The sequence below is a fragment of the Solibacillus cecembensis genome (assembly GCF_050272495.1).
Taxonomy (GTDB): Bacteria; Bacillota; Bacilli; order Bacillales_A; family Planococcaceae; genus Solibacillus; species Solibacillus cecembensis.
In genome coordinates this window covers 174,259-197,331 of sequence record NZ_JBNNMF010000005.1, presented here as the reverse complement: position 1 = coordinate 197,331, position 23,073 = coordinate 174,259, and the positions used below count along the sequence as shown (strand labels likewise).

The window sequence follows — 23,073 nt, the reverse complement described above, 5'->3', positions numbered from 1 at the left end:
TCCCCGCAACCAAATGGTCCCGTGGTGTAGCGGTTAACATGCCTGCCTGTCACGCAGGAGATCGCCGGTTCGATCCCGGTCGGGACCGCCATTTTATATTTAAGTATTATGGGTCAGTAGCTCAGTTGGTAGAGCATTAGATTGAAGCTCTAAGTGTCGGCGGTTCGATTCCGTCCTGACCCACCATATATGCGGGTGTAGTTTAGTGGTAAAACCTCAGCCTTCCAAGCTGATGATGAGAGTTCGATTCTCTTCACCCGCTCCAATTATTTTAAGGGCCTATAGCTCAGCTGGTTAGAGCGCACGCCTGATAAGCGTGAGGTCGATGGTTCGAGTCCATTTAGGCCCACCATTAAAGTATCATAATTATTCCGAAGTAGCTCAGTGGTAGAGCAATCGGCTGTTAACCGATTGGTCGTAGGTTCGAGTCCTACCTTCGGAGCCATTTTTATTCTGTGGGGAAGTACCCAAGTGGCTCAAGGGGCGCCCCTGCTAAGGGTGTAGATCGCGTAAGCGGTGCGAGGGTTCGAATCCCTCCTTCTCCGCCATAGAATGAAGGCCCGTTGGTCAAGCGGTTAAGACACCGCCCTTTCACGGCGGTAACACGGGTTCGAATCCCGTACGGGTCATCATACATAATAAGAAAAACGCTACATACGTCTAAATCGTATGTGGCGTTTTTTGTGATTTCAAGAATAGTTAAGTTGTTTCTTTTGGAGTAAAATGTCCATTTCTATTTGGTGCAAAAATAAATTTCATCCCCCCTTGACCTTCTCGTTACGTTATCCTTTATAGTACAACATAGAGGTGATGAAAATGCTGATTAATGAATTAGCAAAGCTGTCTGGGCTGAGTAAGCGGGCGCTTCGGTACTATGATGAAATTGGCTTGTTGACCCCGTCTGATACGGGAGACAATGGCTATCGTCAATATAATGTGACCGACATTGACCGACTGCAACAAATATTATTTTATCGAGAGTTGGATTTTAAACTAGAAGAAATTCAGCGAATATTGGATGCACCGGATTTTAATGTGAATGAAGCACTTAGGAAACAACATGAAATGCTAGAGCAAAAACGCAATTATTTAGATGGTTTAATTATAACAATACAAAATACGATTCAAGTAATGGAAGGGGAAAAAGTGATGACGAATGAACAAAAGTTTGAGGCGTTTAAAAATAAGATGATTGAAGATAATGACAAGCAGTACGGGGAAGAAATTCGTGGGAAATATGGGGAAGAGCAAGTTTTAGCAAGCTACGGTAAATTGAAAAATATGACAGAAGAACAATATGAATCGGTTAACCAACTAGAACAAATGCTGTTTGAGCGCTTAAAGGAAGCAATGGTGGGTGGAGATGCAAGCGCTGAAGTTGCAATGGAAGTAGCAGAATTGCATAAACGTTGGCTCAGCTTTTATTGGGCAAAGTATACGCCGCAAGCGCATGCAGGCCTAGCGCAAATGTATTTACACGATGAACGTTTCACTGCATATTATGATGATAGAGTTGGTAAGGGCACAACGCAATTTTTACATGATGCGATTTTAGAATATGTAAAGTAACGCTGTATACAGCATAACCTTCTAATTCCCTAGCTATGTTTAAAATCGAAAATATAGGAAATAAATAGAGGGATTAGGGGGGCTAGAAATGGATGCAAATCAATTAAAACAATTTAAAAAACAGTTAACGGATGAATTAGCAAATTTACAAGCGCATATTCACGAGGTGCCAACTGCGGAAAACTCGGAGCTATCATCGGTAGAAACACACCCGGCGGATGCTGCTACGGACTTAACAATCGTAACGACAGAAATTACGATGGATGATTTTAAAGAAGAAGAAATTGAAAAAATACAACTCGCTTTAAAGGCAATGGAAGAAGGAACCTATGGCCGTTGTATCGTATGCAATGAGGAAATCTCATTTGGGCGGTTAGAAGTGATTCCGACAGCACTTACATGTGTAGATCATTCCGATGAAGTATGAAAATTAGTACTATATAAAAATCCAGCTACTCGTGCGAAATTTGCACAAGTGGCTGGATTTTTTAGTGAATAACAGGAAAGGGTATCAATTTTCCCTTGTTCTTAATCTATTATGGGAAGTAAGTAAAAATGATGCCAATAGAATTGTCGTTATCAAGCCTTAGTTTAAAACGTGTATTCACTCCAATGATTTTTGACATAAAGTATTCAGCTTCATACTCTAATCAATATCCCCACTTTTCTAATTGAACGTAAACAAAATGAAAAGGGCAATAGCTTATCCATACAACCTTTGTTTGAAAAATGGTATGATAGGAAAGACATTATTTACAGGGCGAACGTAAATAAGTGAATAATTGATTAAAATAATGAACGAACAAACTTAGTGAATATGCAACGTGACGGAGGGAATTTTCATGCAACACAAGTGGTACAATGCCACTGAGATAGAAGTAGGCTTAAATTCGAAGCGAAGTTTTTATATGGAAACAATAGAGGTAAGCCATTTATCAGCGTTGACTTTTTTTGCGGCGGGTGAATCGCTTTACGGGAAACGTCGATTTTATTGGCAAAATCGTGAAAAAACGTTTACATTAGTTGGCTTAGGACATGCCTATGTAATCGAAAATAACGATGGTGAAAATCGTTTCGATCATGTAGAGCATGAATGGAAAAAATTGACGAACCAAATTGTTCAAGAAGAACAGGAATTACAGCCGATTTTATTTGGTGGCTTTACGTTTGATCCAAAAAACGAAGTATCCGGGGAATGGTCAAATTTCCCTCAAAGTTATTTTACAGTGGCCACGCATCAATTAGTCATTCGTAATGACAAAGTGTATGTAACGATTCATTTAATGACAGAAGATGAAAATAGTGAATCGCTTTTTGACAATTTACGAAAAGAGCGTGATGCATTCATTCAGGTAGCACATCTGAATGAAGTAAAAACGTATGCAAAGCCGTCGATGATTAGCTACGGGGAACCACATAAAGAGGCTTATTTACAATCCATTGATCAAGTAACGGATTTAATTAAAGCAAATGAGGCGCAAAAGGTGGTCATTGCACGTTCATTAGCGTTGCAATTTGAGCAAGCCATTTCATCACATCAAATTTTATCGCATGTTGAAAATGAACAGCCAAATAGCTATTTATTTGGGTTAGAGCATCAGGACATGCTGTTTTACGGGGCATCTCCTGAACGATTAGTGAAAGTCGAGAATGGTCTAGCTTATTCTTCGTGTGTCGCAGGTTCGATTAAGCGCGGCAAAACAGCAGAAGATGATGAGGCGCTTGGTCAAAGCTTATTAAATGATACAAAAAATCGCGGTGAGCATCATTATGTAGTGGAAATGATTACAGAAACATTCGAAAAAAATTGCTCAGATGTTAAAGTGCCAAACGATCCAAAATTGCTGAAAATAAGAGATATCCAGCATTTATATACACCGGTAGAAGGGAAGTTACAAGATGATGCGACGATTTTACAATTCGTAAAGCATTTGCACCCTACTCCAGCTCTCGGTGGTGTTCCAAGAATGCAGGCACTCGAAATGATTCGAAAATATGAGCCGATGAATCGCGGACTTTATGCGGCACCAATTGGTTGGTTGGACGCAGATGGTAACGGAGAGTTTGCCGTTGCAATTCGTTCGGCTGCTTTAGTGAAGGATAAGGCTTATTTATATGCGGGAGGCGGCATTGTAGCGGATTCTGACGCAGCTTCAGAGTATGACGAAACGCTGGTGAAGTTCCGTCCAATGTTACGCGCTTTAGGGGGACAATTACATGAATGAACGTGAAGTTTTAACGAATTATGTATATAAAATTGTCGCAACGCTTGTACAAGCAGGTGTTAAAAATGTTGTCATTAGTCCAGGGTCACGCTCGACACCACTTGCCTATGCGTTTGCATCAACAGAAGCGTTTCAAATGCACCGACAAGTAGATGAACGTGCGGCAGCTTTTTATGCACTAGGTTTAGCGAAATCTACAGCAAAACCAGTCGTGCTTTTGTGTACGTCTGGCACAGCAGCAGCAAATTACTACCCAGCGATTATCGAGGCAAAATATGCGCGTGTGCCACTCATTGTTTTAACGGCGGATCGTCCACATGAATTACGTGAAGTGGGTGCACCACAGACGATTAATCAAGTACGCATATACGGTGAAAATGTAAAATGGTCGGCGGAATTCCCAATTCCAGATGATGCACCACAAACATTGCCATTTATTGAACGACATACCGTGCGCGCGGTCAATATTGCGATGACTGCCCCGTATGGACCGGTTCATCTCAATATCCCATTCCGTGAACCATTATTAATCGATTTTAAAGAAACTTTACCGAAACCAACTTTTGCTAGCAGCTATATAAGTGAGTTAGCACCTTCAAAAACTGCGATTTCAGAATTAGCGCAGATGATTAACCAAACGCGTACAGGGTTAATTATTGTAGGGGAATTACCACTTGGTACGGACACGTCGTATTTATGGGATTTCATTCGTAAAGTACAATGGCCTGTCATGATTGAGAGTCTATCGAATTTGCGTACTGAAGTACCGGAAGACTGCCAGCTTTATGCGATTTCTACATATGATGCATTAATGAAAAATGAACGATTTAAACGTAATGTAGCTCCACAAACGGTCATTCGCTTTGGCGCACAGCCTGTATCGAAGTTTTTAATGAAATTTATTGAGCATGCCCAGCCACAAAGCTATGTCATTATAGATGAAGATCCAATGTACCGTGATTCAACACATGTTTCTACCCATTTCATTCAAGCGCTTGTTGGACAATGGTTAGCTGACATGCCAATTGATAATCGATTAACAGAGGCTCCGTTTGCGCAATTTTGGAAAATGGCTGATTTGCTTGCATTAGATGTTATCGAAAAATATGCAGCTGATGCGACAGATGAAGGAGCTATGGTGCAAGCAATGCTCGAAAACTTATCGAATGAAGCAGATTTATTCGTGAGCAGTAGCATGCCAATTCGTGATTTGGATACGTTTTTGACTACTTCTAAAAAAGATTTACAAGTGTTTGCGAACCGAGGTACGAATGGCATTGATGGTGTGATGTCAACGGCGCTTGGATTTAGCAAAGGGCGACCTCAGCGTCAAACGTATATCTTAATCGGGGATTTAGCATTTTTACATGATGTGAATGCCTTTATTGCAACGCGCTATCAACCGTGTGATTTAACGGTTATTGTGATGAATAATGACGGTGGGGGGATCTTCTCCTATTTACCGCAAGCATCGGTGGAAGCACATTATGAGGATTTATTCGGTACGCCAACAGCACTTACATTCGAGCAAGTAGCGGCTATGTATAACTTTGACTATCAAAAGGCTTCGAATGTCGATGAACTTGTCACAGCATTACAGCAACCAAAACAGAGCGCTGTGAAAATTATTGAAGGCTTTACGAATCGCGCGGATAATGTGACGGAACATCGTGCATTGTGGAACCGCATTCAAGAGGTGCTAAACGAATGGCTCGATTCATTGTAAATGAGCAAGCGGTGCATGTAGAAGTTTTTAATGACGGGGCCAAAAATACGCTCGTGCTGTTACATGGCTTTACAGGCAGTACAAAAACGTGGCAACATGTCGTAAAGGAACTACCGACTTCTGTTAAAATCATTACGATAGATTTGGTCGGGCATGGGCAAAGTGCAGCGCCACAAACGGTAGATGCTTATTCAATGGAAGCGCAAATTCAATTGCTAGAAGATCTGTTTGAGCAGCTAGTAGTTCGGACGTTTACACTTGTCGGTTATTCGATGGGGGGACGTGTTGCATTAAGTTATACAGCGCGTTACCCGAAGCGTGTCGCACAGCTTATTTTAGAAAGTGCATCACCTGGGCTTGAAGAACAAGCTGAACGACTCGCTCGAAAAAATGCAGATGATACGTTAGCCGATAAAATTGTTCACTACGGTTTGCAATCGTTTATTGACAAGTGGGAGAACATTCCTCTTTTCGCTTCACAAAAAAATTTGCCACAAGCCGTTCAAGCTGAAATACGAAATGAACGAATGATGCAAAGAGAAATTGGTTTGGCCAATAGTTTGCGCGGGATGGGTACAGGTGTCATGCCGGCACTTTTGAACGAACTGAAAAAAATTGCGGTTCCTGTTACATTAATTACAGGTGAATTGGATCAGAAATTTATCACGTTGAATGAACAAATGCAACAGCGACTGCCAAATGCAAAACATATGATAGTTCCAGCTGTTGGACATGCAATTCATGTGGAAAATCCGATAAAGTTTGCTACAATAGTAAAGGAAACGATTTCATAAATTTAAATGACTAAGGGGAAATGACGATGACTAAGCAACGTTTATGGACTTCATTACATACGTATGAAGATATTAAGTATGAGTTTTATAACGGGATCGCAAAAATTACGATTAACCGTCCAGAAGTACGCAACGCATTCCGCCCAAAAACAACAGCGGAAATGATCGACGCATTTACACGTGCACGTGATGATGAGCGTGTAGGTACAATTATTTTAACTGGTGAAGGTGAACATGCATTCTGTTCAGGCGGCGACCAAAAAGTTCGTGGTAACGGCGGTTATGTAGGCGAAGATAATATTCCACGTTTAAATGTTTTAGATTTACAAACATTAATCCGTAAAATTCCAAAGCCAGTAGTGGCAATGGTTGCAGGTTATGCAATCGGCGGTGGTCACGTATTACATGTTGTATGTGACTTAACGATTGCTGCTGAAAATGCTCGTTTCGGACAAACAGGTCCAAAAGTAGGTTCATTTGACGCTGGTTACGGTTCAGGCTATTTAGCACGTATCGTTGGCCATAAAAAAGCACGTGAAATTTGGTACTTATGTCGTCAATATGATGCACAAGAAGCACTTGATATGGGCTTAGTTAATACGGTGGTACCATACGAGCAATTAGAAGACGAAACAGTAAAATGGTGTGAAGAAATGCTTGAAATGTCACCAACTGCATTACGTTTCTTAAAAGCTGCAATGAACGCAGATACAGATGGTTTAGCAGGTATCCAGCAATTAGCTGGTGACGCGACACTTTTATACTATACAACGGAAGAAGCAAAAGAAGGTCGTGACGCATTCAAAGAAAAGCGTAAACCTGATTTCGGTCAATTCCCACGTTTCCCTTGATGGGTTAGCATACATCACGAAAAGAGCATACACTTTGTGTGCTCTTTTCTTTTGGAATAGAATGTAAAAAATAAACGTATGAATGAGCAACGACGCAGATGAATATAAATAAGGGATAAGAAAGTTGAGGAAAACAATGCAACCAAACTGGATTAAACAACGCGCTTATTTAACGCCGAACCGAATTGCTTTAAGTTTTCATGGGCAACAATGGACATTCCAAGAGCTGTATGAGCAATCAGTAAAAATGGCGTATCAATTAAATGCTTTTGGATTAACAAATGGGAAGCGGGTCGCGATTTTAGCACCATCTACCCCACAGCTTATACAAGTCATTTATAGTTGCATGCAAGCACAATGTGAAATGGTTATGTTAAATAGTCGCCTTTCTAAGCAAGAATTAGCGTATCAAATAGAAGATGCTGAAGTAGATGCGATTATAGTGCATGATGACGAAATCGTAAAACTTCAAACAGATGCGCGGATTATTCGATTTTCAGAGCTTGTGCAAAAACAACAGCAACCCTTTGACATCGCGCAGGAATGGTACGAGCAATTTGCGATGACCATTATGTATACGTCTGGAACGACAGGCTTTCCAAAGGGCGTTTGCCAAACGGTTGGCAATCATAGCGCGAGTGCCCTTAGTTCCGCATTAAATTTAGGCATAAAAGAGCAAGATACATGGCTTTGTACGGTACCGATTTTTCATATAAGTGGTTTTTCAATTGTTGTGAGGTCGTTATTATACGGCATGAAAATACGTTTATATGAAAAATTTGATGGCAAACAATGTGCAGAGGAAATTATCGAAGGCACGGTTACGAAAATGTCGGTTGTCGCTGTGACGTTAGAAACGATATTAACGGAGATGGAGCTGCAAGGTAAAAAGGCGAGTCACGAGTTTACGACGATGCTTGCAGGTGGTGGACCCGTGCCGGTGGATTATTTAAAACGTGCCAGCAAATTAGAAATTCCTGTTGCGCAAACGTATGGGATGACAGAAACGGCCTCTCAAACAGCTACTTTGGCAAATGAGGATGCAATGAATCACCTTGGTTCAGCAGGGAAGCCATTATTTTTTAATCAAATTCAAATTGCCAAGCAGCAAGGCGAAGAAATTGGTGAAATATTAATTCGTGGTCCCCATGTTACTCCGCGTTATATCGGAAAATATAAAGACACGCCGACAACGGTAGACGGCTGGCTGCATACGGGGGATTTAGGTTATTTAGATGAGGACGGTTATTTATATGTTGTGGATCGACGCGCGGATTTAATTATTTCAGGTGGTGAAAATATTTATCCGGCTGAAATCGAGAATTGTCTTTTAGCGCACCCTTCGATAAAAGAAGCTGGGGTTTGTGGGATTGCGCATGAAAAATGGGGACAAATTCCGATTGCTTTTGTTGTGAAGAGAAATGACGTGACAGAGCAGGAAATCATCGACTTTTGTAAACGAAGCCTTGCGAATTATAAAATACCGAAATCGATCTATTTTGTAAATGAATTACCGCGTAATGGTTCGAATAAATTAGTAAGAAGAAATTTATTGCAGCTACTTGATGGGGAAAATGATTGCAAAGCTGACTGATATACCATTTGGAGGTTCCACTTTATGAAAATGCTAATACGTTTATTGTTAGTAACATTATTATTCATGAGTACTTTACCGACTGTATGGAGTGTTTTTGAGACAAATATAGTGTATGCTGATCAAATTTCTACTGAGAAAACTCTAAAAGATGACATTTTAAAACAGATGGGAAATTATAATAAAAATTTTACTTTTTCTTATGAAGGGGATTTTGCAAAATTAAAAACAGTACTTAAAAAGACGATGGATGAGATTCGGAAAGAACATCAATATATTTATGAAAACACTTCAAAATGGGAAATGAAGATGAAGTATACGGGGAATAAGGGAACGATTACTTTTAATATGACCTATTTGACCGATCAAAAAAAGGAATTGTACGTCAATGCGGAAGTAGATAAAATTTTGCCGGAAATTATTAAAAAAGGCGCGACAGAATTTGAAAAAGTGAAAGCCGTGCATGATTATATTGTATTAAATGGAAGTTACTCAAGCAATACAAAAAATAGTCAGTATACAACTTATACATTTTTAACGGAGCAAAAAGGTGTTTGTCAGGCATATGCTTTACTTATGTATAAAATGCTAGAAGAATTAAATGTAGAGGCTAAATACGTCAAAGGCTACTCTAATAATGAGCGCCATGCATGGATTTTAGCTAAAGTAAGTGGTGAATGGTATCATGTGGATCCGACATGGGACGACCCGATTGGCAACAAAAATGATGAGGTTCGCTATAAATACTTCATGTTAACAGATAAGCAAATGGCTAAAACGCATTTTTGGGAGCAAGATGAATATCCAGCGGCAAAAAGTGAGAAATACAAAGGTTTTCAAGTAGCGAATCAGGCGTTCACGATTAAAAACCAATTTTACTTTATTAGCGAAAAAGATAAAAAAATGTATCAAATGGATTTAGCCACATTGAAAGTGATAGCTATCGCTAAAATTCAGTTTCAACAACATAAAGAACGATTTTTAATGATGATTTAACTAACGATTTATCTACTAATAAATGAAAAAGACATTTTGATTCTCACCAAAATGTCTTTTTTAAATGGAAAATTAGTGCGCTAGTGCTTTTGTTAACGCGCTCATATTTTTTCGCATAAGCGTAAAGTAATCTTCATTATTGGCGACATCCTCTTTTGTCAGGACGCTTAAATTATGCAAGATTAACGTTTCGGCACCTAATTCTTTTTGAATAATTTTCGTTAAATTAGATGAAACATTTTGCTCGAAGAAAATATAGTGAATGTTTTCCTTTTTTGCTAAATCTACAATTGCTGTTAATTCTTTTTGAGAAGGCTCACTTTGAGAGTTTAATCCCGCTATCGAAACTTGCGTTAAGCCATATTGACCCGCTAAATAACCAAATGCTGCATGCGATACGAAAAATGTTTTTTTGGCAGTTGTGGCGGCCATGGATTCTAGCTCGCCATTCAGTTCGTTTAGCTCGCCTACTAACTGTTCATAGTTCTTGTTGAATAGCGCTTCCTGCTCTGGTAAAGCTGCTACTAACTCATCTTTAATAGAACGGGCTAATTCCTGAGAAATGATAGGAGATAGCCAAACATGTGCATCATGTTCTTGATGTCCATGTCCCGCTTCGTTAGTCTCTTCTTCATGCGAGTGACCCGTTGAAATATCAAGTTGCTCTTCCGTTACACTTGCAGCAGTGGCAACGAATTTCACGTCTTCTTTTGCTAATGTTTTTTCTGCGTTTTCAACAAAACCTTCGAGGCCTAATCCAATATAGTAAAATAAATCGGCATCTGCTAAATCCATCATATTCTTTTGTGTCGGTTCAAATGTATGTTCGTTTGCGCCAACAGGGTATATAGAAGAAACTTGAACAAACTCCCCACCAATGCGTTCTGTGAAGTATTGCAGTGGGTAAACCGTTGTGTAAACGGATAATTGATTGTCCGCGGGTTGATTATTTGAAGTAGCCGAATCATCTGCACTACAAGCTGCTAATAAGACAGCGAACATCGAAAGTAAAACGAATAATTTTTTCATAAAAAAACTCCCTAAATAGTAATTGTTACGATTTATATTTTTGACATTTTCAATCATACAATATGGTTGCCCAAAACACAATAAAAAAAACAGTAGCCCTTACAAATAAATCATGTGGGTTGCTGTTTTTTGTGTAACCGTTAGTATTTATGGCTAATACGGATAGAAATGTAAAAGTGGTGGATAGAAAGCCAAAACTGATGGATAGAACGAGCTATCTTACATTTCCCCGCATAGTTTGTACGGGGAAATGCTCGTATAACGTTACTTACTTTTTTTTGAAGGCCATTTATCTGGGACTGGATCAAAACCACCTGGGTGAAGCGGCTGGCATTTTAATATGCGGATAACCGTCATAATGAAGCCTTTGATTGCACCATGCTTTTCAATTGCCTCAACCCCATAGTGGGAACAAGTAGGGTGAAAGCGGCAAGAGGGGGGCTTCATTGGTGATAAATACTTTTGATAAATGCGAATGAGCCCAATAAATAGCTTTTTCAATTCTTTTCCTGCTCTCCATTTTTGTAGGCACGTACAGGACTTGCATCGACAGTTTGCTTCATAGAGACATTGTTTTTCTTAGCGAGGAAGAAAATCGCGAATGCAAAAATCCCCATAATTGTAACTATAATAATAAGTACGATTGGTAAACTCATCATTTCACCTCATTTTATTATAATAGACGAAATCCATTAATTTTGGTCTTTTTTACTCTCGGTAATAATAGGATCATGCGAAATTTCATCAATGGTATGCTTTACGCGGTATCCTGTATTGACTGCGAAGAGAAAAAGCCCAGTTATTAGGATGATAACTAAAAAGGAAAAAATAATAATTAATGACATCGGCAAAATCCTCACTCCTTATATGGAAGAACTTACTCCATTTTACAATAAAAATTTGCTGGAAATTTGACTAAACGTTGAATTTTGAATGTTTGAATTTTATTAGAAGGGAAATAATGAATAGGACAGGATAATGTCGACAAATTGTCACAACAGGATATATGTGGGAGAGGTATTATATGGGTAGATGATGTGATTTAGTGAAACCACTAAAGACCGGAATGGTGCGTGTGGTGTACCTTTCCAATCATTTTGTATGAAGAAAAAAAGATGGAGTGATTAACATGACGAAAACAGCATTAAATTCCGAATTAAATGAATTAGTAGCAACTTGGTCTGTCCTTTACACAAAATTACATAACTATCATTGGTATGTAACTGGGCCGTCATTTTTTACATTACATGAAAAATTTGAAGAACTGTACAATGAGGTTACATTAAACTTAGATGAAATGGCAGAACGTATTTTATCTAAAGGTGGCAAACCAGTAGCAACATTAAAAGAGCATCTCAACTTATCGCTTATACAGGAAGCAACGGGAAATGAAGCAACAGAAGAAATGGTGAAAACGACAATTGCCGATTTCCAAATCATTATGAAAGCATTGAAAAAAGCGATGGAAACAGCGGCTGAAGAAGGCGATGATCGTACAGAAGATTTATTAAATGCTAATTATCAAAGCCTAGAAAAGCACGCATGGATGTTGAATGCGTTTTTAGGGAAATAAATAAAACTAAACGAAAAAATGGCATTTGACTTCGCGTCCAAATGCCATTTTTTATTCGTTAGAAAAGTAAAATTATGCATATTAAATACTGAAATAGCACAGTTTATGTGTGGAGGTGTTATTTATGCAAAAACAAAAAATCTATGTATCGGTTGCTCATTTAACTTGTAATTTCCATCCAGGCTCTGCGTATGAATTTATATTACAAATGGAGCCTTTAAAAGCACGTGTATTTGCAAAACTCTTTAATCAAATCCAACATTTAGAAGCTTCCAATGCGTTCCGAGCACATTTACCTTGCATACCGTATCATATGGACAAAGCCAATCATGATATCGATCGCCGACTTCAAAAAATCTACGCACTTATTCATGAATTTGGGGATGACAAGGCGAAAAAATTCGTTGAACAGCTGCCATTTTTTCAACGCGCAGCCACTCTCTAAGTTGAATGTATGCCAATCGTTCGCTACACTACTAATGAATAGGAGATGAGTGCAACGATGTTTACATTTACAGATGAAAATGGATTTCAAGTGGATTTACGATTTGATGAAGGACCGTTTGAGGTGGAACCAAAACATGTATTAGTACTTGTGCAGTATGAAGGGAAATGGCTGTGCACGATTCATCACCGTCGTGGCGTTGAATTCCCTGGTGGCAAGCAAGAAGTGGATGAAACATTAGAAGAGGCCGCTGTTCGAGAAGTGTATGAAGAAGCAACTGTGCGTATTGAAGATGTGAAATGGTTTGCCTATTATATTGTGCATGATGAAATTCCGTTTTGTAAGGCGGTATTTACAGCAAAAGTAAAAACAATCGAACCTTTTGTTGGCGATTATGAAACGGAAGGCATGTTATGGCTTACGGAAGATGAACTTTGGCAACAACCGAATTTGAGCTTTTACATGCGAGATGCGGGGATGAAGAAGATGTTACAGGAAGTGAAAAATCATGAAAGACAATGGTGAAATCTTTTCCATGCGAAACTATCCTTCTCCAAACCCAGCGATTCGGTTAGATGAAATTACATATTGGTCACAAGGGCTACGGGTAAAAGGCTTGCTTGCACGTCCAAAACAGCAAGGGGACTATGAAGGCTTACTGTATTTACGTGGGGGCTTACAATCGATTGGCATGGTTCGTCCGGCGCGCATTGCTCAATTTGCGGCACAAGGCTTTGTCGTGTTTGCTCCGTATTACCGGGGGAATCGCGGGGGAGAAGGAAAAGATGAGTTTGCTGGGGAAGATCGTTTTGATGCAGTGTACGGTGTGGATGTACTAAAGCAATTTATAAAGAAAGATAACGTTCACTTATACGGTTTTTCACGCGGTGGTTTGATGGTATTGTGGACAGCGATTATCCGAAATGATATCCAGTCCGTTGTCACATGGGCGGGTGTGTCTGATGCGGGGGCTACTTACTGGGAACGAGTGGACATGCGCAGAGGCTTAAAACGCATTATCGGTGGGACGCCAAATAAAGTACCCGAACTGTATGAGAGTAGGACTCCCCTCTATGCAATTGAGCAAGTTCAAGCACCTGTTTTAATCATTCATGGTACGGAAGATGCGCATGTAGACATTGAGCATGCGTACCAATTAGAGCGGTATTTAAAGGCGGAGGAAAAGCCGGTAGAAACGTGGTATACAACTGGCTACAAGCATTATTATCCACCAAAGTACAATAGAGAAACCGTTCAAAAACTATGTGAGTGGATGAAGTCGCATCATTGAATGTAGCAGCAAAAAAGAAGGCTAACTTGCAAGTGAAATACTTACGAGTTAGCCTTTTTTTTCTATGATATAAAATATATAGTGAAGTTAAAATTTTAACGTTATGTCGTTTAGGAATGGTTTAGCAATTAAGCTAATGGGCCACCTTTTGTAGAGATTGATTCATCTACATTGGCAAATTTTTTGAAATTGTTTTTGAATAAATCAGCAAGTTCAGCTGCTTTTTTATCGTAAGCTGCTTTATCTGCCCATGCATCACGAGGGTTTAATACTTCAGATGGAACGCCTTCAACAGCTGTTGGGATGTTTAATCCGAATACAGCGTCTTGAATTGTTTCAACGTCGTTTAATTTGCCTTCGATTGCTGCACGTACCATTGCACGTGTATAAGAAAGTTTCATACGGCTACCTACACCGTATTCGCCACCAGTCCAACCTGTGTTCACTAAAAATACTTGTGAACCGTGCTCGTCAATTTTCTTACCTAATTGATCTGCATAAACTGTTGCAGGTAGTGGTAAGAATGGAGAACCGAAGCATGTTGAGAATACTGGTTCTGGCTCAGTAACGCCGCGCTCTGTACCAGCTAATTTTGATGTGAAACCACTTAAGAAGTGATACATCGCTTGCTCTTTTGTTAATTTAGAAACTGGAGGTAATACACCGAAAGCATCCGCAGTTAAAAATACGATTGTTTTTGGGTGACCTGCAACAGATGGTAATACGATATTGTCAATATAATCAATCGGGTATGCTACACGTGTGTTTTCAGTTAATGAACCATCATCGTAATCGCAAATGCGTGTTTCTGGATCTACTGCTACGTTTTCTAAAACCGAACCGAATTTGATTGCATTGTAAATTTCAGGCTCTTTTTCAGCTGAAAGGTTGATTGTTTTTGCATAACATCCACCTTCAATATTGAACACACCATTATCTGACCAGCCATGCTCATCATCACCGATTAATTTACGATCAGCATCTGCAGATAAAGTTGTTTTACCAGTACCTGATAAACCGAAGAATAAAGCAACATCGCCTTCTTCACCAACGTTTGCCGAGCAGTGCATTGGGAAAATCCCTTGCTCAGGTAGTAAGTAGTTCATAATACCAAAGATTGATTTTTTCATTTCGCCAGCGTATTCTGTACCACCGATTAAAATAATTTTCTTCTCAAGAGAAGTGATAATAAATGTTTCTGAATCTGTCCCATCAACTGCAGGATCTGCTTTGAAGTTTGGTGCAGATACGATTGTAAATTCAGCCATGTGAGAAGCAAGTTCTTCTTCTGTTGGACGGATGAATAATTGATGACAGAAAAGATTATGCCAAGCATATTCGTTAATTACTTTAATTGATAATTGTGATGCTTTATCGGCACCTGCAAAACCGTTGAATACGAATAATTCATCGCGTTCTTTCAAGTAGTTAACAACTTTAACATAAAGATTGTCAAACACTTCAGGTGAGATTGGGCGATTGACTTTACCCCAGTCAATTTTATCTTTAGAGTCGTCTTCTTCTACTGTATATTTATCTTTAGGAGAGCGGCCTGTATATTTGCCTGTTTCAGCGCGTAATGCACCATCAACAGTTAATGTTGCTTCTCCACGTGATGTTGCTTTTTCAACTAATTGTGGTACTGATAATTGGTTATTAATGTTTTCCCCGTTTAAAAGTTCTTTCAGCTCGTTAGCAATTTCTACCGAATTCATCGATTAAATACCATCCTTTTTTCATAGTATTCCCTTGTGGAGGGGAGTGGTTAGTTAATTCAAAAATAGTATAACACATTGCCTTCATTTATCTATACTAATTAGATAAAAATTTTTTCTTATTTAGGCAAGTTGTGAAAAGAAGACAAAATTAGTTGACGGTCAATTTTTTTTAACGTAAGATGTTTAATTGAACGGATACTCTTATCCCGAGCTGGTGGAGGGTCAGGCCCTATGAAACCCGGCAACCTGCAATACGTGTCATAACGTAACGTGTTGGTGCCAACCTGATGCAAGGGGAATTACCCTTGAACGATAAGAGTGAAAGGTAACGAAACATATTCCCCCTTTCCTCACGCGTGATAAGCGCACCATGTGAGTAGAGGGGTTTTTTTTATTTGGGTGATAGTTACTGTTTCTAAAGGAATGTAATACTTCTTATGAATCGTAAAGTAGCCAAAATATTAATTTCAAATAAAACGCGTTTTTACTATAAATAAACAACCTTTCAAAACCCTCGTGTTAAAGCAGAAAAGCTTGGCGTTTATAATTAACTTGTTTCAGCGGAAGTCTCCTATTCTTTATAAGTGGGGATGAATGTCAAATAGGCAAGTTGAATTATAAACGGACATGGGTAACGAGTACCGTATCAAATTTGCAAAGTGACCTAGGAGGAAATGAAATGAAAAATCGTCGACTGTTTACATCAGAAAGTGTAACAGAAGGGCATCCAGATAAAATTTGTGATCAAATTTCAGATGCCATTTTAGATGCTATTTTAGCAGAAGATCCGAATGCACGTGTAGCTTGTGAAACTACGGTAACAACAGGCTTAGTATTAGTTGCGGGTGAAATTACAACGTCTACATATGTAGATATGAAGGGTATTATCCGTGATACAGTAGCAGGTATCGGCTATACGCGCGGTAAATACGGCTTTGATGCAGAAAACTTGGCGGTTCTTGTAGCTGTAGGTGAGCAATCTCCTGACATCGCACAAGGTGTTGACCAAGCATTAGAAGCACGCGAAGGCTCGATGACAGATGAAGAATTAGAAGCGATTGGTGCTGGTGATCAAGGCTTAATGTTTGGTTATGCATGTAACGAAACACCAGAGCTTATGCCATTACCAATCTCATTAGCACATAAATTAGCGCGTCGTTTAGCGGAAGTTCGTAAATCTGGCGAGCTTGATTACTTACGTCCAGATGGTAAAACACAAGTAACAATCGAGTATGATGAAAATAACGTACCAGTGCGTGTCGATACGATTGTTATTTCAACACAGCATGATGAAGAAGCGACATTAGAGCAAATTCAAGCAGATATGAAGGCACATGTTATTCAACCAATCGTACCTGCTGAATTATTAGATGAAGCAACGAAATACTTTATTAACCCAACAGGCCGCTTCGTTATTGGTGGACCTAAAGGCGATGCAGGTTTAACAGGTCGTAAAATCATCGTTGATACATACGGTGGTTATGCGCGTCACGGTGGTGGAGCATTCTCTGGTAAGGACGCGACAAAAGTTGACCGTTCTGCAGCATATGCAGCACGTTATGTTGCCAAAAACATTGTTGCTGCGGGACTTGCTGATCGTGCAGAAGTACAGCTTGCATATGCAATTGGTGTTGCACAACCAGTTTCGATTGCTGTTGATACATTCGGCACAGGGAAAGTGGAAGAAAGCCAAATGGTGGAGTGGGTACGTGAATTATTCGACCTACGTCCAGCAGGCATTATTAAAATGCTTGATTTACGCCGTCCAATTTACAAGCAAACAGCGGCATACGGTCACTTCGGTCGTACAGATATAGATGTTTCTTGGGAAAAGACAGATAAAGCAGCGGAATTACGAGCAAGAGCTGGTTTATAATAAGGTAGAATTAGGAAAAGTCGAAACGTTGGTTTAATCAACGTTTCGGCTTTTTTGTGTTTTTTTTCATGAAAATGAAATTGCAGCATTTAATATAGAAATAACTTACATATATTAAGGGGAAACTTATTGGTTCAATGGGGACATCATAAATATATAGATTTATTTGAATTTTTTAACTATAATGTAGAGTTAATAGAATGGAGGGTTTTGTGATGCCGACAGAGTTAGTTCATGTTTGTAGAGGGAATATCATTGAGTCAAAGCATTATGGAACAATTATAGTAGTTGATGATGCAGGAAATATTATTAGCCAATTAGGTGATAGTCAGAGGGAAATCTTTGCCCGTTCGTCTATGAAACTATTTCAAGTAATCCCGGCAATTGAAGCGGGGATTATCGAAAAGTACGATCTTGCATCTAAAGATATATCGTTATTTTGTGCTTCTCATAGCGGGGAGGATTTCCACACCGAAACGGTCATGGGCAATTTGGATAAAGCAGATTTACAAATCAGCGCGTTAAAATGTGGTACACATCCACCACGCCATACAAAAACATATGAAAAAATGCTGACTGAGCAAAAGGAATTTAGTGCAATTCATAATAATTGTTCGGGGAAGCATACAGGCATGTTATTAACAGCGAAAGCTTTAAATGAAGAAGTTGCAAATTACTATGAATTGAATCACCCAGTCCAACAGCGGATTTTACACACAATTAGTGACATCTGTGAGTACCCAATCGATAAGATTCAAATGGGGGTTGATGGATGTGGCGTCCCTGTACATTGCCTGCCGATGTATAATATTGCACTTGGTTATGCGAATTTAGCGGCAAATTCAAAGTACAATCCACAGCGAACTAATGCGATTCAAAAGATGGTGCAATCTATTATTGATGAACCGGAAATGATTGGAGGAACGGATCGTTTTTGTTCGGATTTAATAAAAGTATGTAAGGGCAAGCTCATTGCGAAAGCTGGTGCAGAAGGTGTTTATTGTATCGGTCATATTGAAAAGAAATTAGGGGTTGCAATAAAAATAGATGATGGGAATTCTCGTGCAAGTTATCCTGTGGCAATGGAATTGTTGAAACAATTAGATTTGATTACAACTGACGAGTATAACGAACTAATCGAATACGCCCTTCCGAGAGTATTAAATGCCCGAAATGAAGTTGTTGGTAAGTTACAAGTAAACTTTAAGCTTTCAAAAACTATGAAGGAAGAAGTGTGATGTGATTTGAACTACCCAATTATTGATTTGCATTGTGATGTATTGTTAAGATTTGAAAATAATAAACTGAATTTTCTAGACTCGAAACATTTAGATGCAAATTTAGAAAATTTACGCGCGGGTCATGTGAAAGTCCAAGCGTTTGCTATTTTCATTTCTCCAGACATACCAAAACAAGACAAGATTAAAAGCGCACTTCGTCAAATTTATTATTTTAATAATTATGTCATTTCTCCTGGAAATCATGTGGTACATATAAAAGAATGGTCTCAAATCGGACAGCTAAAAGAAAATGAAATCGGGGCATTTTTAACGATAGAGGGCGTGGATTTCTTTGAAGGCGATATAAAAATGTGGCATATATTTAAAGATTTCGGTGTGCTCAATATAGGATTAACTTGGAATTTTTCAAACGAAGCGGCAGATGGTGTTGGAGAAGATTTGGCACGAGGTGTGACAAGTTTTGGACGAGAAATTATTCAGTTAAATAATGAACATAAAATTTTTACGGATGTTTCTCATTTAAGTGAAAAAAGCTTTTGGGATGTAATGGAACATGCAAACTATGCGATAGCAACGCATTCCAATGCAAAAGCATTATGTGATCACCCACGCAATTTAACAGATGCACAAATTCAAGCAATGATTCAAAAAAAGGCACCTATTCATATTGTATATAGTCCCCAGTTTATTAAACAAAGCGGTGGGGTGACGATAAAAGATTTACTACATCATGTAGATCATATTTGCTCATTAGGTGGTAAAGAGCTGATTGGGCTAGGTTCAGATTTTGATGGCATTAGTGAAAAAGTACATGGACTTGAAACAGCAGCGCAGCATCAAAATTTAATTAATGAAATGTTAAAGCTGTATCCAGAAGAAGTTGTAAAAGGCTTTGCATACCAAAACTTTTTAAATCATTGTCCGAAGTAGTTTTTTACATATCGAGGAGAATGAGAAATAAAGAGCATAACTATTTAAATTAATCCTAAGTGTTGTTCATTGAAGTAAATGAACAACACTTAGGATTTTATCTTATTACACTTTATTACTTCTGCAGTGATTTATAATACTGTCCTTTTTCCACATATTCGCGAATGATGCGGTCCATATCTTCACGGTCCTCGGCAGTTACTTCTCGCACGACTTTAGCAGGACGTCCCATTGCGAGCGTGTTCGGTGGAATGACCTTACCTGGTGGCACGAGACTACCAGCACCGATAAATGCCCCTTCACCAATTTCAGCCCCATCTAAAATAATGGAACCCATGCCGATTAACGCACGTTTACGAATGGTGCAACTATGTAATGTTACTTGATGTCCAACTGTCACCTCATCCTCTATAATTAATGGGCAGGCTGGACTTTGATGTAAGCACGATAAATCTTGAATACTCACGCGCTCACCTATGATTGTTTTGTTGACATCTCCACGGATGACCGTATTAAACCAAATAGAAGTTTGTGCACCGATTTTGACATCACCGGTAATCGTTGCGTAATCTGCAATGAAAGCAGAAGGATCAATAACAGGGTGTTTATCTTTATAAGGGTAAATCATTTCGAAACGCCTCTTTTCTTTTTTCATTCTATGGCTATCGTAACAAATGATTAGGAATATTTAAATATCATTTCATTTTTTAAAAGATACCTTATAATAAGATAAGTTCAGTATTAAGGGGGTTAGACCATGTGGAAATGGGAAGCTGAAGGGCAACCAAAAGCTGTAGTAGTAATACTGCATAGTGCATACGAGCATCATCACTGGTACGCATGGTTAATCGAAAGATTTCGAAGCGCCGGTTTTCATGTCGTTATGGGCGATTTGCCTGGGCATGGTAAACAGGATCAATATTTAAGGTATCATGATGAAGGTTTTAAAGGCTATTTAACCTATACAAAATTATTATTAAATGTAGCACTTGAATATAATTTACCTCTATTTGTAATTGGAAATGGTCTAGGTGGCGCAATTGCTTTAAAAGCGTTGCAACAAAATAAAATTGAATGTGCGGGTTTAGTCATCACATCCCCGTGGATTAATTTAAAGTTAACGCCAGGGAAGATGCCGAATGCCTTAGCAAGCTTAAGTGCCATTACATCAAATGTAAAATTAGCACATGAATTGACATTGCATCATTTTTCTAGAAATACAGATGTTTTACTTGAGTTAAAAGAACATTTACCTTTAAAAAATATCGTTACGGTAAAGTGGTATCGCGATTGGAAAAACTTAACGAGGGACTTGCGTGATCCGGAATTTAAACTCCCAAATATCCCGCTTCTACTCATGAATGGTGAAAAAGATAGAGTTGCAGATAGTTCGGCATCTAAAAGATGGTTAGCAAATCAAAGTTTATCCGAATATCATTATAAAGAATGGAATGATTGTCTCCATAGTTTATATTTTGAAGTAGAACGTGAAGAAGTATTCCAATTTACAGTAGATTTTATAAATAATGTACTGCGAGATTTAGGATATATAATAGAATAATAGAAAGCCTAACAAAAATTTTTGTTAGGTTTTTTTTATAAGCAAAAAATTTATATCGAATATTTTGAAAACTTGTAATATACTAAATATAGAAATAATACAATGTTTACCAAAGGGGTGACTTAATGGGATTTGTTAATGATTTTGTAGGCTGGGCTAATAATATACTTTGGGGTCCAGTAATGATTTACGGTATTTTAATTGTAGGTTTACTTTTCTCTGTTTTGACAAAGTTTGCCCAAATTCGATTAATTAAGGACATGTTTGTATTAATGTTCACAGGCGAAAAGTCGGATGCTGGTGTATCTTCCTTCCAAGCAATGTCGATTGCATTGTCGGGTCGTGTAGGTACGGGGAATATTATTGGTACGGCATCGGCTATTGCTTTTGGTGGTCCAGGTGCAATCTTTTGGATGTGGGTTACGGCATTCATTGGCGCGTCAACAGCGTATATGGAATCCACGTTAGCTCAAATTTATAAAGAAAAGAAAAATGGACAGTATCGCGGTGGTCCGGCTTTCTACATTGAAAAAGCGACAGGTATTCGTATTTTAGGTGTAATTTTCGCAATTTCTGCTATTCTTTCTGTAGCGGTGCTAATGCCAGGTGTGCAAGCGAATGCGATTGCAGGAGCGGTAGATAATGCATTTGGAATTGAGCCGTGGGTTACTGGACTTGTAACGATTATTTTATTAGGAATTATTATTTTTGGTGGAGTTAAACGTATTGCGAATGTAGCTCAAATTTTAGTACCAGTTATGGCTTTAGGCTATTTAATTGTAGCTGGAATTGTCATTATCATGAATATTTCTGAAGTACCTGCCATCTTCTCGTTAATCTTCCGCAGTGCATTTAGTACGGATGCGGTATTTGGAGGAATGATTGGTAGTGCAATTTTCTGGGGTGTAAAGCGTGCGATCTATTCAAACGAAGCAGGTCAAGGTACAGGGGCTCACCCGGCTGCAGCTGCTGAAGTTTCACATCCAGCAAAACAAGGTTTAGTGCAAGCGGCATCTGTGTATATTGATACACTTTTAGTATGTTCAGCAACAGCCTTTATGATTTTATTTATGGGCACTTATAACGTCCATGATGGCAGCCAGGATGGAGCTTTAATTGAGGCGAAAATGGATGCTTCCATTACGTATACAGGATTTACACAAGCTGCAGCGAATGAAGCATTCCCAACATTAAATAATTTTGGTTCAAGCTTTGTTGCAGTAGCGCTATTCTTATTTGCTTTTACAACATTAATGGCTTACTACTATGTAGCAGAAACAAACGTCTCCTATTTAGTATCTGGAACAGCAGAAAAAGTGGGCGTATTCCTTATGAAGTTAATTCTTCTAGCATCGGCATTCTATGGAACGGTGAAAACATCCGATTTAGCCTGGGCATTCGGTGACGTTGGGTTAGGTTTGACGGTATGGATAAATGTCATTATGATGCTATTTATTATGAAACCAGCACTTCTTGCTTTAAGAGATTATGAGCAACAGAAAAAAGAAGGAAAAGATCCAGTCTTCGATCCTATTAAACTAGGTATTAAAAATGCGAAGTTCTGGGAAACGTATAAAAAAGAATAATCATGAAAAATCGTCGTTTGGGGAGTATTCCAGATGACGATTTTTTTTTGAGTAGACAACAGATGTTT

General features: G+C 38.8%; 23 protein-coding genes, 7 tRNA genes and 1 riboswitch. Of the genes, 24 read left to right on the top strand and 6 right to left on the bottom strand.

The window, feature by feature from the left end:
- The first annotated feature begins 15 nt into the window (after nt 1–15).
- The 15 genes from ACQKIH_RS06735 (at nt 16) to ACQKIH_RS06665 (ending at nt 9,755) form a co-directional block, all read left to right on the top strand.
- Nucleotides 16–91, top strand: a tRNA-Asp gene (locus ACQKIH_RS06735).
- Between the two features lie 19 nt (nt 92–110).
- Nucleotides 111–186, top strand: a tRNA-Phe gene (locus ACQKIH_RS06730).
- Nucleotides 187–191: 5 nt separating this feature from the next.
- Nucleotides 192–265, top strand: a tRNA-Gly gene (locus tag ACQKIH_RS06725).
- A 10-nt stretch (nt 266–275) separates the two neighbouring features.
- A tRNA-Ile gene (locus ACQKIH_RS06720) sits at nt 276–352 on the top strand.
- Between the two features lie 18 nt (nt 353–370).
- Nucleotides 371–445, top strand: a tRNA-Asn gene (locus ACQKIH_RS06715).
- Between the two features lie 12 nt (nt 446–457).
- Nucleotides 458–548: transfer RNA gene (locus ACQKIH_RS06710), tRNA-Ser, on the top strand.
- Between the two features lie 9 nt (nt 549–557).
- Nucleotides 558–629: transfer RNA gene (locus ACQKIH_RS06705), tRNA-Glu, on the top strand.
- 181 nt (nt 630–810) lie between these two features.
- Nucleotides 811–1,569: a MerR family transcriptional regulator gene (locus ACQKIH_RS06700; RefSeq protein WP_427764319.1), complete on the top strand. Its 759-nt coding sequence runs from the start codon at nt 811–813 to the stop codon at nt 1,567–1,569.
- Between the two features lie 88 nt (nt 1,570–1,657).
- On the top strand, nt 1,658–1,996 hold the full coding sequence (locus tag ACQKIH_RS06695) for a TraR/DksA family transcriptional regulator (protein ID WP_057988975.1): 339 nt from the start codon (nt 1,658–1,660) through the stop codon (nt 1,994–1,996).
- A 415-nt stretch (nt 1,997–2,411) separates the two neighbouring features.
- Nucleotides 2,412–3,794 (top strand): isochorismate synthase, encoded by a 1,383-nt coding sequence (locus ACQKIH_RS06690; protein WP_427764314.1) that lies wholly within the window; start codon nt 2,412–2,414, stop codon nt 3,792–3,794.
- A complete protein-coding gene (gene menD / locus ACQKIH_RS06685) occupies nt 3,787–5,520 on the top strand; it encodes a 2-succinyl-5-enolpyruvyl-6-hydroxy-3-cyclohexene-1-carboxylic-acid synthase (protein ID WP_427764311.1) in 1,734 nt (577 codons plus the stop codon). Before ACQKIH_RS06690 ends, menD begins: the two co-directional genes overlap by 8 nt.
- Nucleotides 5,502–6,314: a 2-succinyl-6-hydroxy-2,4-cyclohexadiene-1-carboxylate synthase gene (gene menH, locus ACQKIH_RS06680; protein ID WP_427764308.1), complete on the top strand. Its 813-nt coding sequence runs from the start codon at nt 5,502–5,504 to the stop codon at nt 6,312–6,314. Before menD ends, menH begins: the two co-directional genes overlap by 19 nt.
- 26 nt (nt 6,315–6,340) lie before the next feature.
- Nucleotides 6,341–7,165: a 1,4-dihydroxy-2-naphthoyl-CoA synthase gene (menB, locus tag ACQKIH_RS06675; RefSeq protein WP_057988983.1), complete on the top strand. Its 825-nt coding sequence runs from the start codon at nt 6,341–6,343 to the stop codon at nt 7,163–7,165.
- A gap of 136 nt (nt 7,166–7,301) precedes the next feature.
- On the top strand, nt 7,302–8,759 hold the full coding sequence (locus ACQKIH_RS06670; protein ID WP_427764305.1) for an o-succinylbenzoate--CoA ligase: 1,458 nt from the start codon (nt 7,302–7,304) through the stop codon (nt 8,757–8,759).
- A gap of 24 nt (nt 8,760–8,783) precedes the next feature.
- Nucleotides 8,784–9,755, top strand: a complete 972-nt coding sequence (locus ACQKIH_RS06665; RefSeq protein ID WP_427764302.1) for a transglutaminase domain-containing protein — start codon at nt 8,784–8,786, stop codon at nt 9,753–9,755.
- A 72-nt stretch (nt 9,756–9,827) separates the two neighbouring features.
- On the opposite strand, the gene ACQKIH_RS06660 is transcribed toward ACQKIH_RS06665, so the two are convergent.
- The 4 genes from ACQKIH_RS06660 to ytzI form a co-directional block, all read right to left on the bottom strand.
- Complete coding sequence (locus tag ACQKIH_RS06660) at nt 9,828–10,784, bottom strand: metal ABC transporter solute-binding protein, Zn/Mn family (protein ID WP_427764299.1); 957 nt, start codon at nt 10,782–10,784, stop codon at nt 9,828–9,830.
- A gap of 264 nt (nt 10,785–11,048) precedes the next feature.
- A complete protein-coding gene (gene yidD, locus ACQKIH_RS06655) occupies nt 11,049–11,285 on the bottom strand; it encodes a membrane protein insertion efficiency factor YidD (protein ID WP_057988990.1) in 237 nt (78 codons plus the stop codon).
- Nucleotides 11,282–11,440, bottom strand: coding sequence for a hypothetical protein (locus ACQKIH_RS06650; RefSeq protein ID WP_169793454.1), 159 nt, complete (start codon nt 11,438–11,440; stop codon nt 11,282–11,284). Before ACQKIH_RS06650 ends, yidD begins: the two co-directional genes overlap by 4 nt.
- Before the next feature lie 36 nt (nt 11,441–11,476).
- On the bottom strand, nt 11,477–11,629 hold the full coding sequence (gene ytzI / locus ACQKIH_RS06645; RefSeq protein ID WP_427764333.1) for a YtzI protein: 153 nt from the start codon (nt 11,627–11,629) through the stop codon (nt 11,477–11,479).
- Nucleotides 11,630–11,913: 284 nt separating this feature from the next.
- Here ytzI and ACQKIH_RS06640 point away from each other — a divergent pair, with 284 nt between their 5' ends.
- From ACQKIH_RS06640 to ACQKIH_RS06625, 4 genes are all read left to right on the top strand, one after another.
- Nucleotides 11,914–12,357, top strand: a complete 444-nt coding sequence (locus ACQKIH_RS06640; protein WP_057988992.1) for a Dps family protein — start codon at nt 11,914–11,916, stop codon at nt 12,355–12,357.
- Nucleotides 12,358–12,481: 124 nt separating this feature from the next.
- Entirely contained in the window at nt 12,482–12,802 is a 321-nt protein-coding gene (locus ACQKIH_RS06635; RefSeq protein ID WP_427764295.1) for a transposase, read from the top strand.
- 57 nt (nt 12,803–12,859) lie between these two features.
- Complete coding sequence (locus ACQKIH_RS06630; RefSeq protein ID WP_427764292.1) at nt 12,860–13,327, top strand: NUDIX hydrolase; 468 nt, start codon at nt 12,860–12,862, stop codon at nt 13,325–13,327.
- Nucleotides 13,311–14,093, top strand: a complete 783-nt coding sequence (locus tag ACQKIH_RS06625; RefSeq protein ID WP_427764289.1) for an alpha/beta hydrolase family protein — start codon at nt 13,311–13,313, stop codon at nt 14,091–14,093. Before ACQKIH_RS06630 ends, ACQKIH_RS06625 begins: the two co-directional genes overlap by 17 nt.
- Nucleotides 14,094–14,221: 128 nt before the next feature.
- Here ACQKIH_RS06625 and pckA read toward each other — a convergent pair whose 3' ends face one another.
- On the bottom strand, nt 14,222–15,808 hold the full coding sequence (gene pckA, locus ACQKIH_RS06620) for a phosphoenolpyruvate carboxykinase (ATP) (RefSeq protein ID WP_427764286.1): 1,587 nt from the start codon (nt 15,806–15,808) through the stop codon (nt 14,222–14,224).
- Between the two features lie 201 nt (nt 15,809–16,009).
- Nucleotides 16,010–16,130, top strand: a riboswitch (SAM riboswitch).
- Nucleotides 16,131–16,490: 360 nt separating this feature from the next.
- On the opposite strand from pckA, the gene metK reads away from it, so the two are divergent.
- From metK to ACQKIH_RS06605, 3 genes are all read left to right on the top strand, one after another.
- Complete coding sequence (metK, locus tag ACQKIH_RS06615; RefSeq protein WP_057989001.1) at nt 16,491–17,687, top strand: methionine adenosyltransferase; 1,197 nt, start codon at nt 16,491–16,493, stop codon at nt 17,685–17,687.
- A gap of 215 nt (nt 17,688–17,902) precedes the next feature.
- Entirely contained in the window at nt 17,903–18,925 is a 1,023-nt protein-coding gene (locus ACQKIH_RS06610; protein ID WP_427764283.1) for an asparaginase, read from the top strand.
- Between the two features lie 6 nt (nt 18,926–18,931).
- Complete coding sequence (locus tag ACQKIH_RS06605; RefSeq protein ID WP_427764280.1) at nt 18,932–19,858, top strand: dipeptidase; 927 nt, start codon at nt 18,932–18,934, stop codon at nt 19,856–19,858.
- Between the two features lie 115 nt (nt 19,859–19,973).
- Here ACQKIH_RS06605 and ACQKIH_RS06600 read toward each other — a convergent pair whose 3' ends face one another.
- Nucleotides 19,974–20,486, bottom strand: a complete 513-nt coding sequence (locus tag ACQKIH_RS06600) for a gamma carbonic anhydrase (protein WP_427764277.1) — start codon at nt 20,484–20,486, stop codon at nt 19,974–19,976.
- Between the two features lie 129 nt (nt 20,487–20,615).
- On the opposite strand from ACQKIH_RS06600, the gene ACQKIH_RS06595 reads away from it, so the two are divergent.
- Nucleotides 20,616–21,419 carry an alpha/beta hydrolase gene (locus ACQKIH_RS06595; protein ID WP_057989009.1) on the top strand — a complete coding sequence of 268 codons (804 nt, stop codon included), beginning with the start codon at nt 20,616–20,618 and terminating at the stop codon, nt 21,417–21,419.
- Nucleotides 21,420–21,544: 125 nt separating this feature from the next.
- Nucleotides 21,545–23,005: an alanine/glycine:cation symporter family protein gene (locus ACQKIH_RS06590; RefSeq protein WP_427764273.1), complete on the top strand. Its 1,461-nt coding sequence runs from the start codon at nt 21,545–21,547 to the stop codon at nt 23,003–23,005.
- The last annotated feature ends 68 nt before the right edge of the window (nt 23,006–23,073 follow it).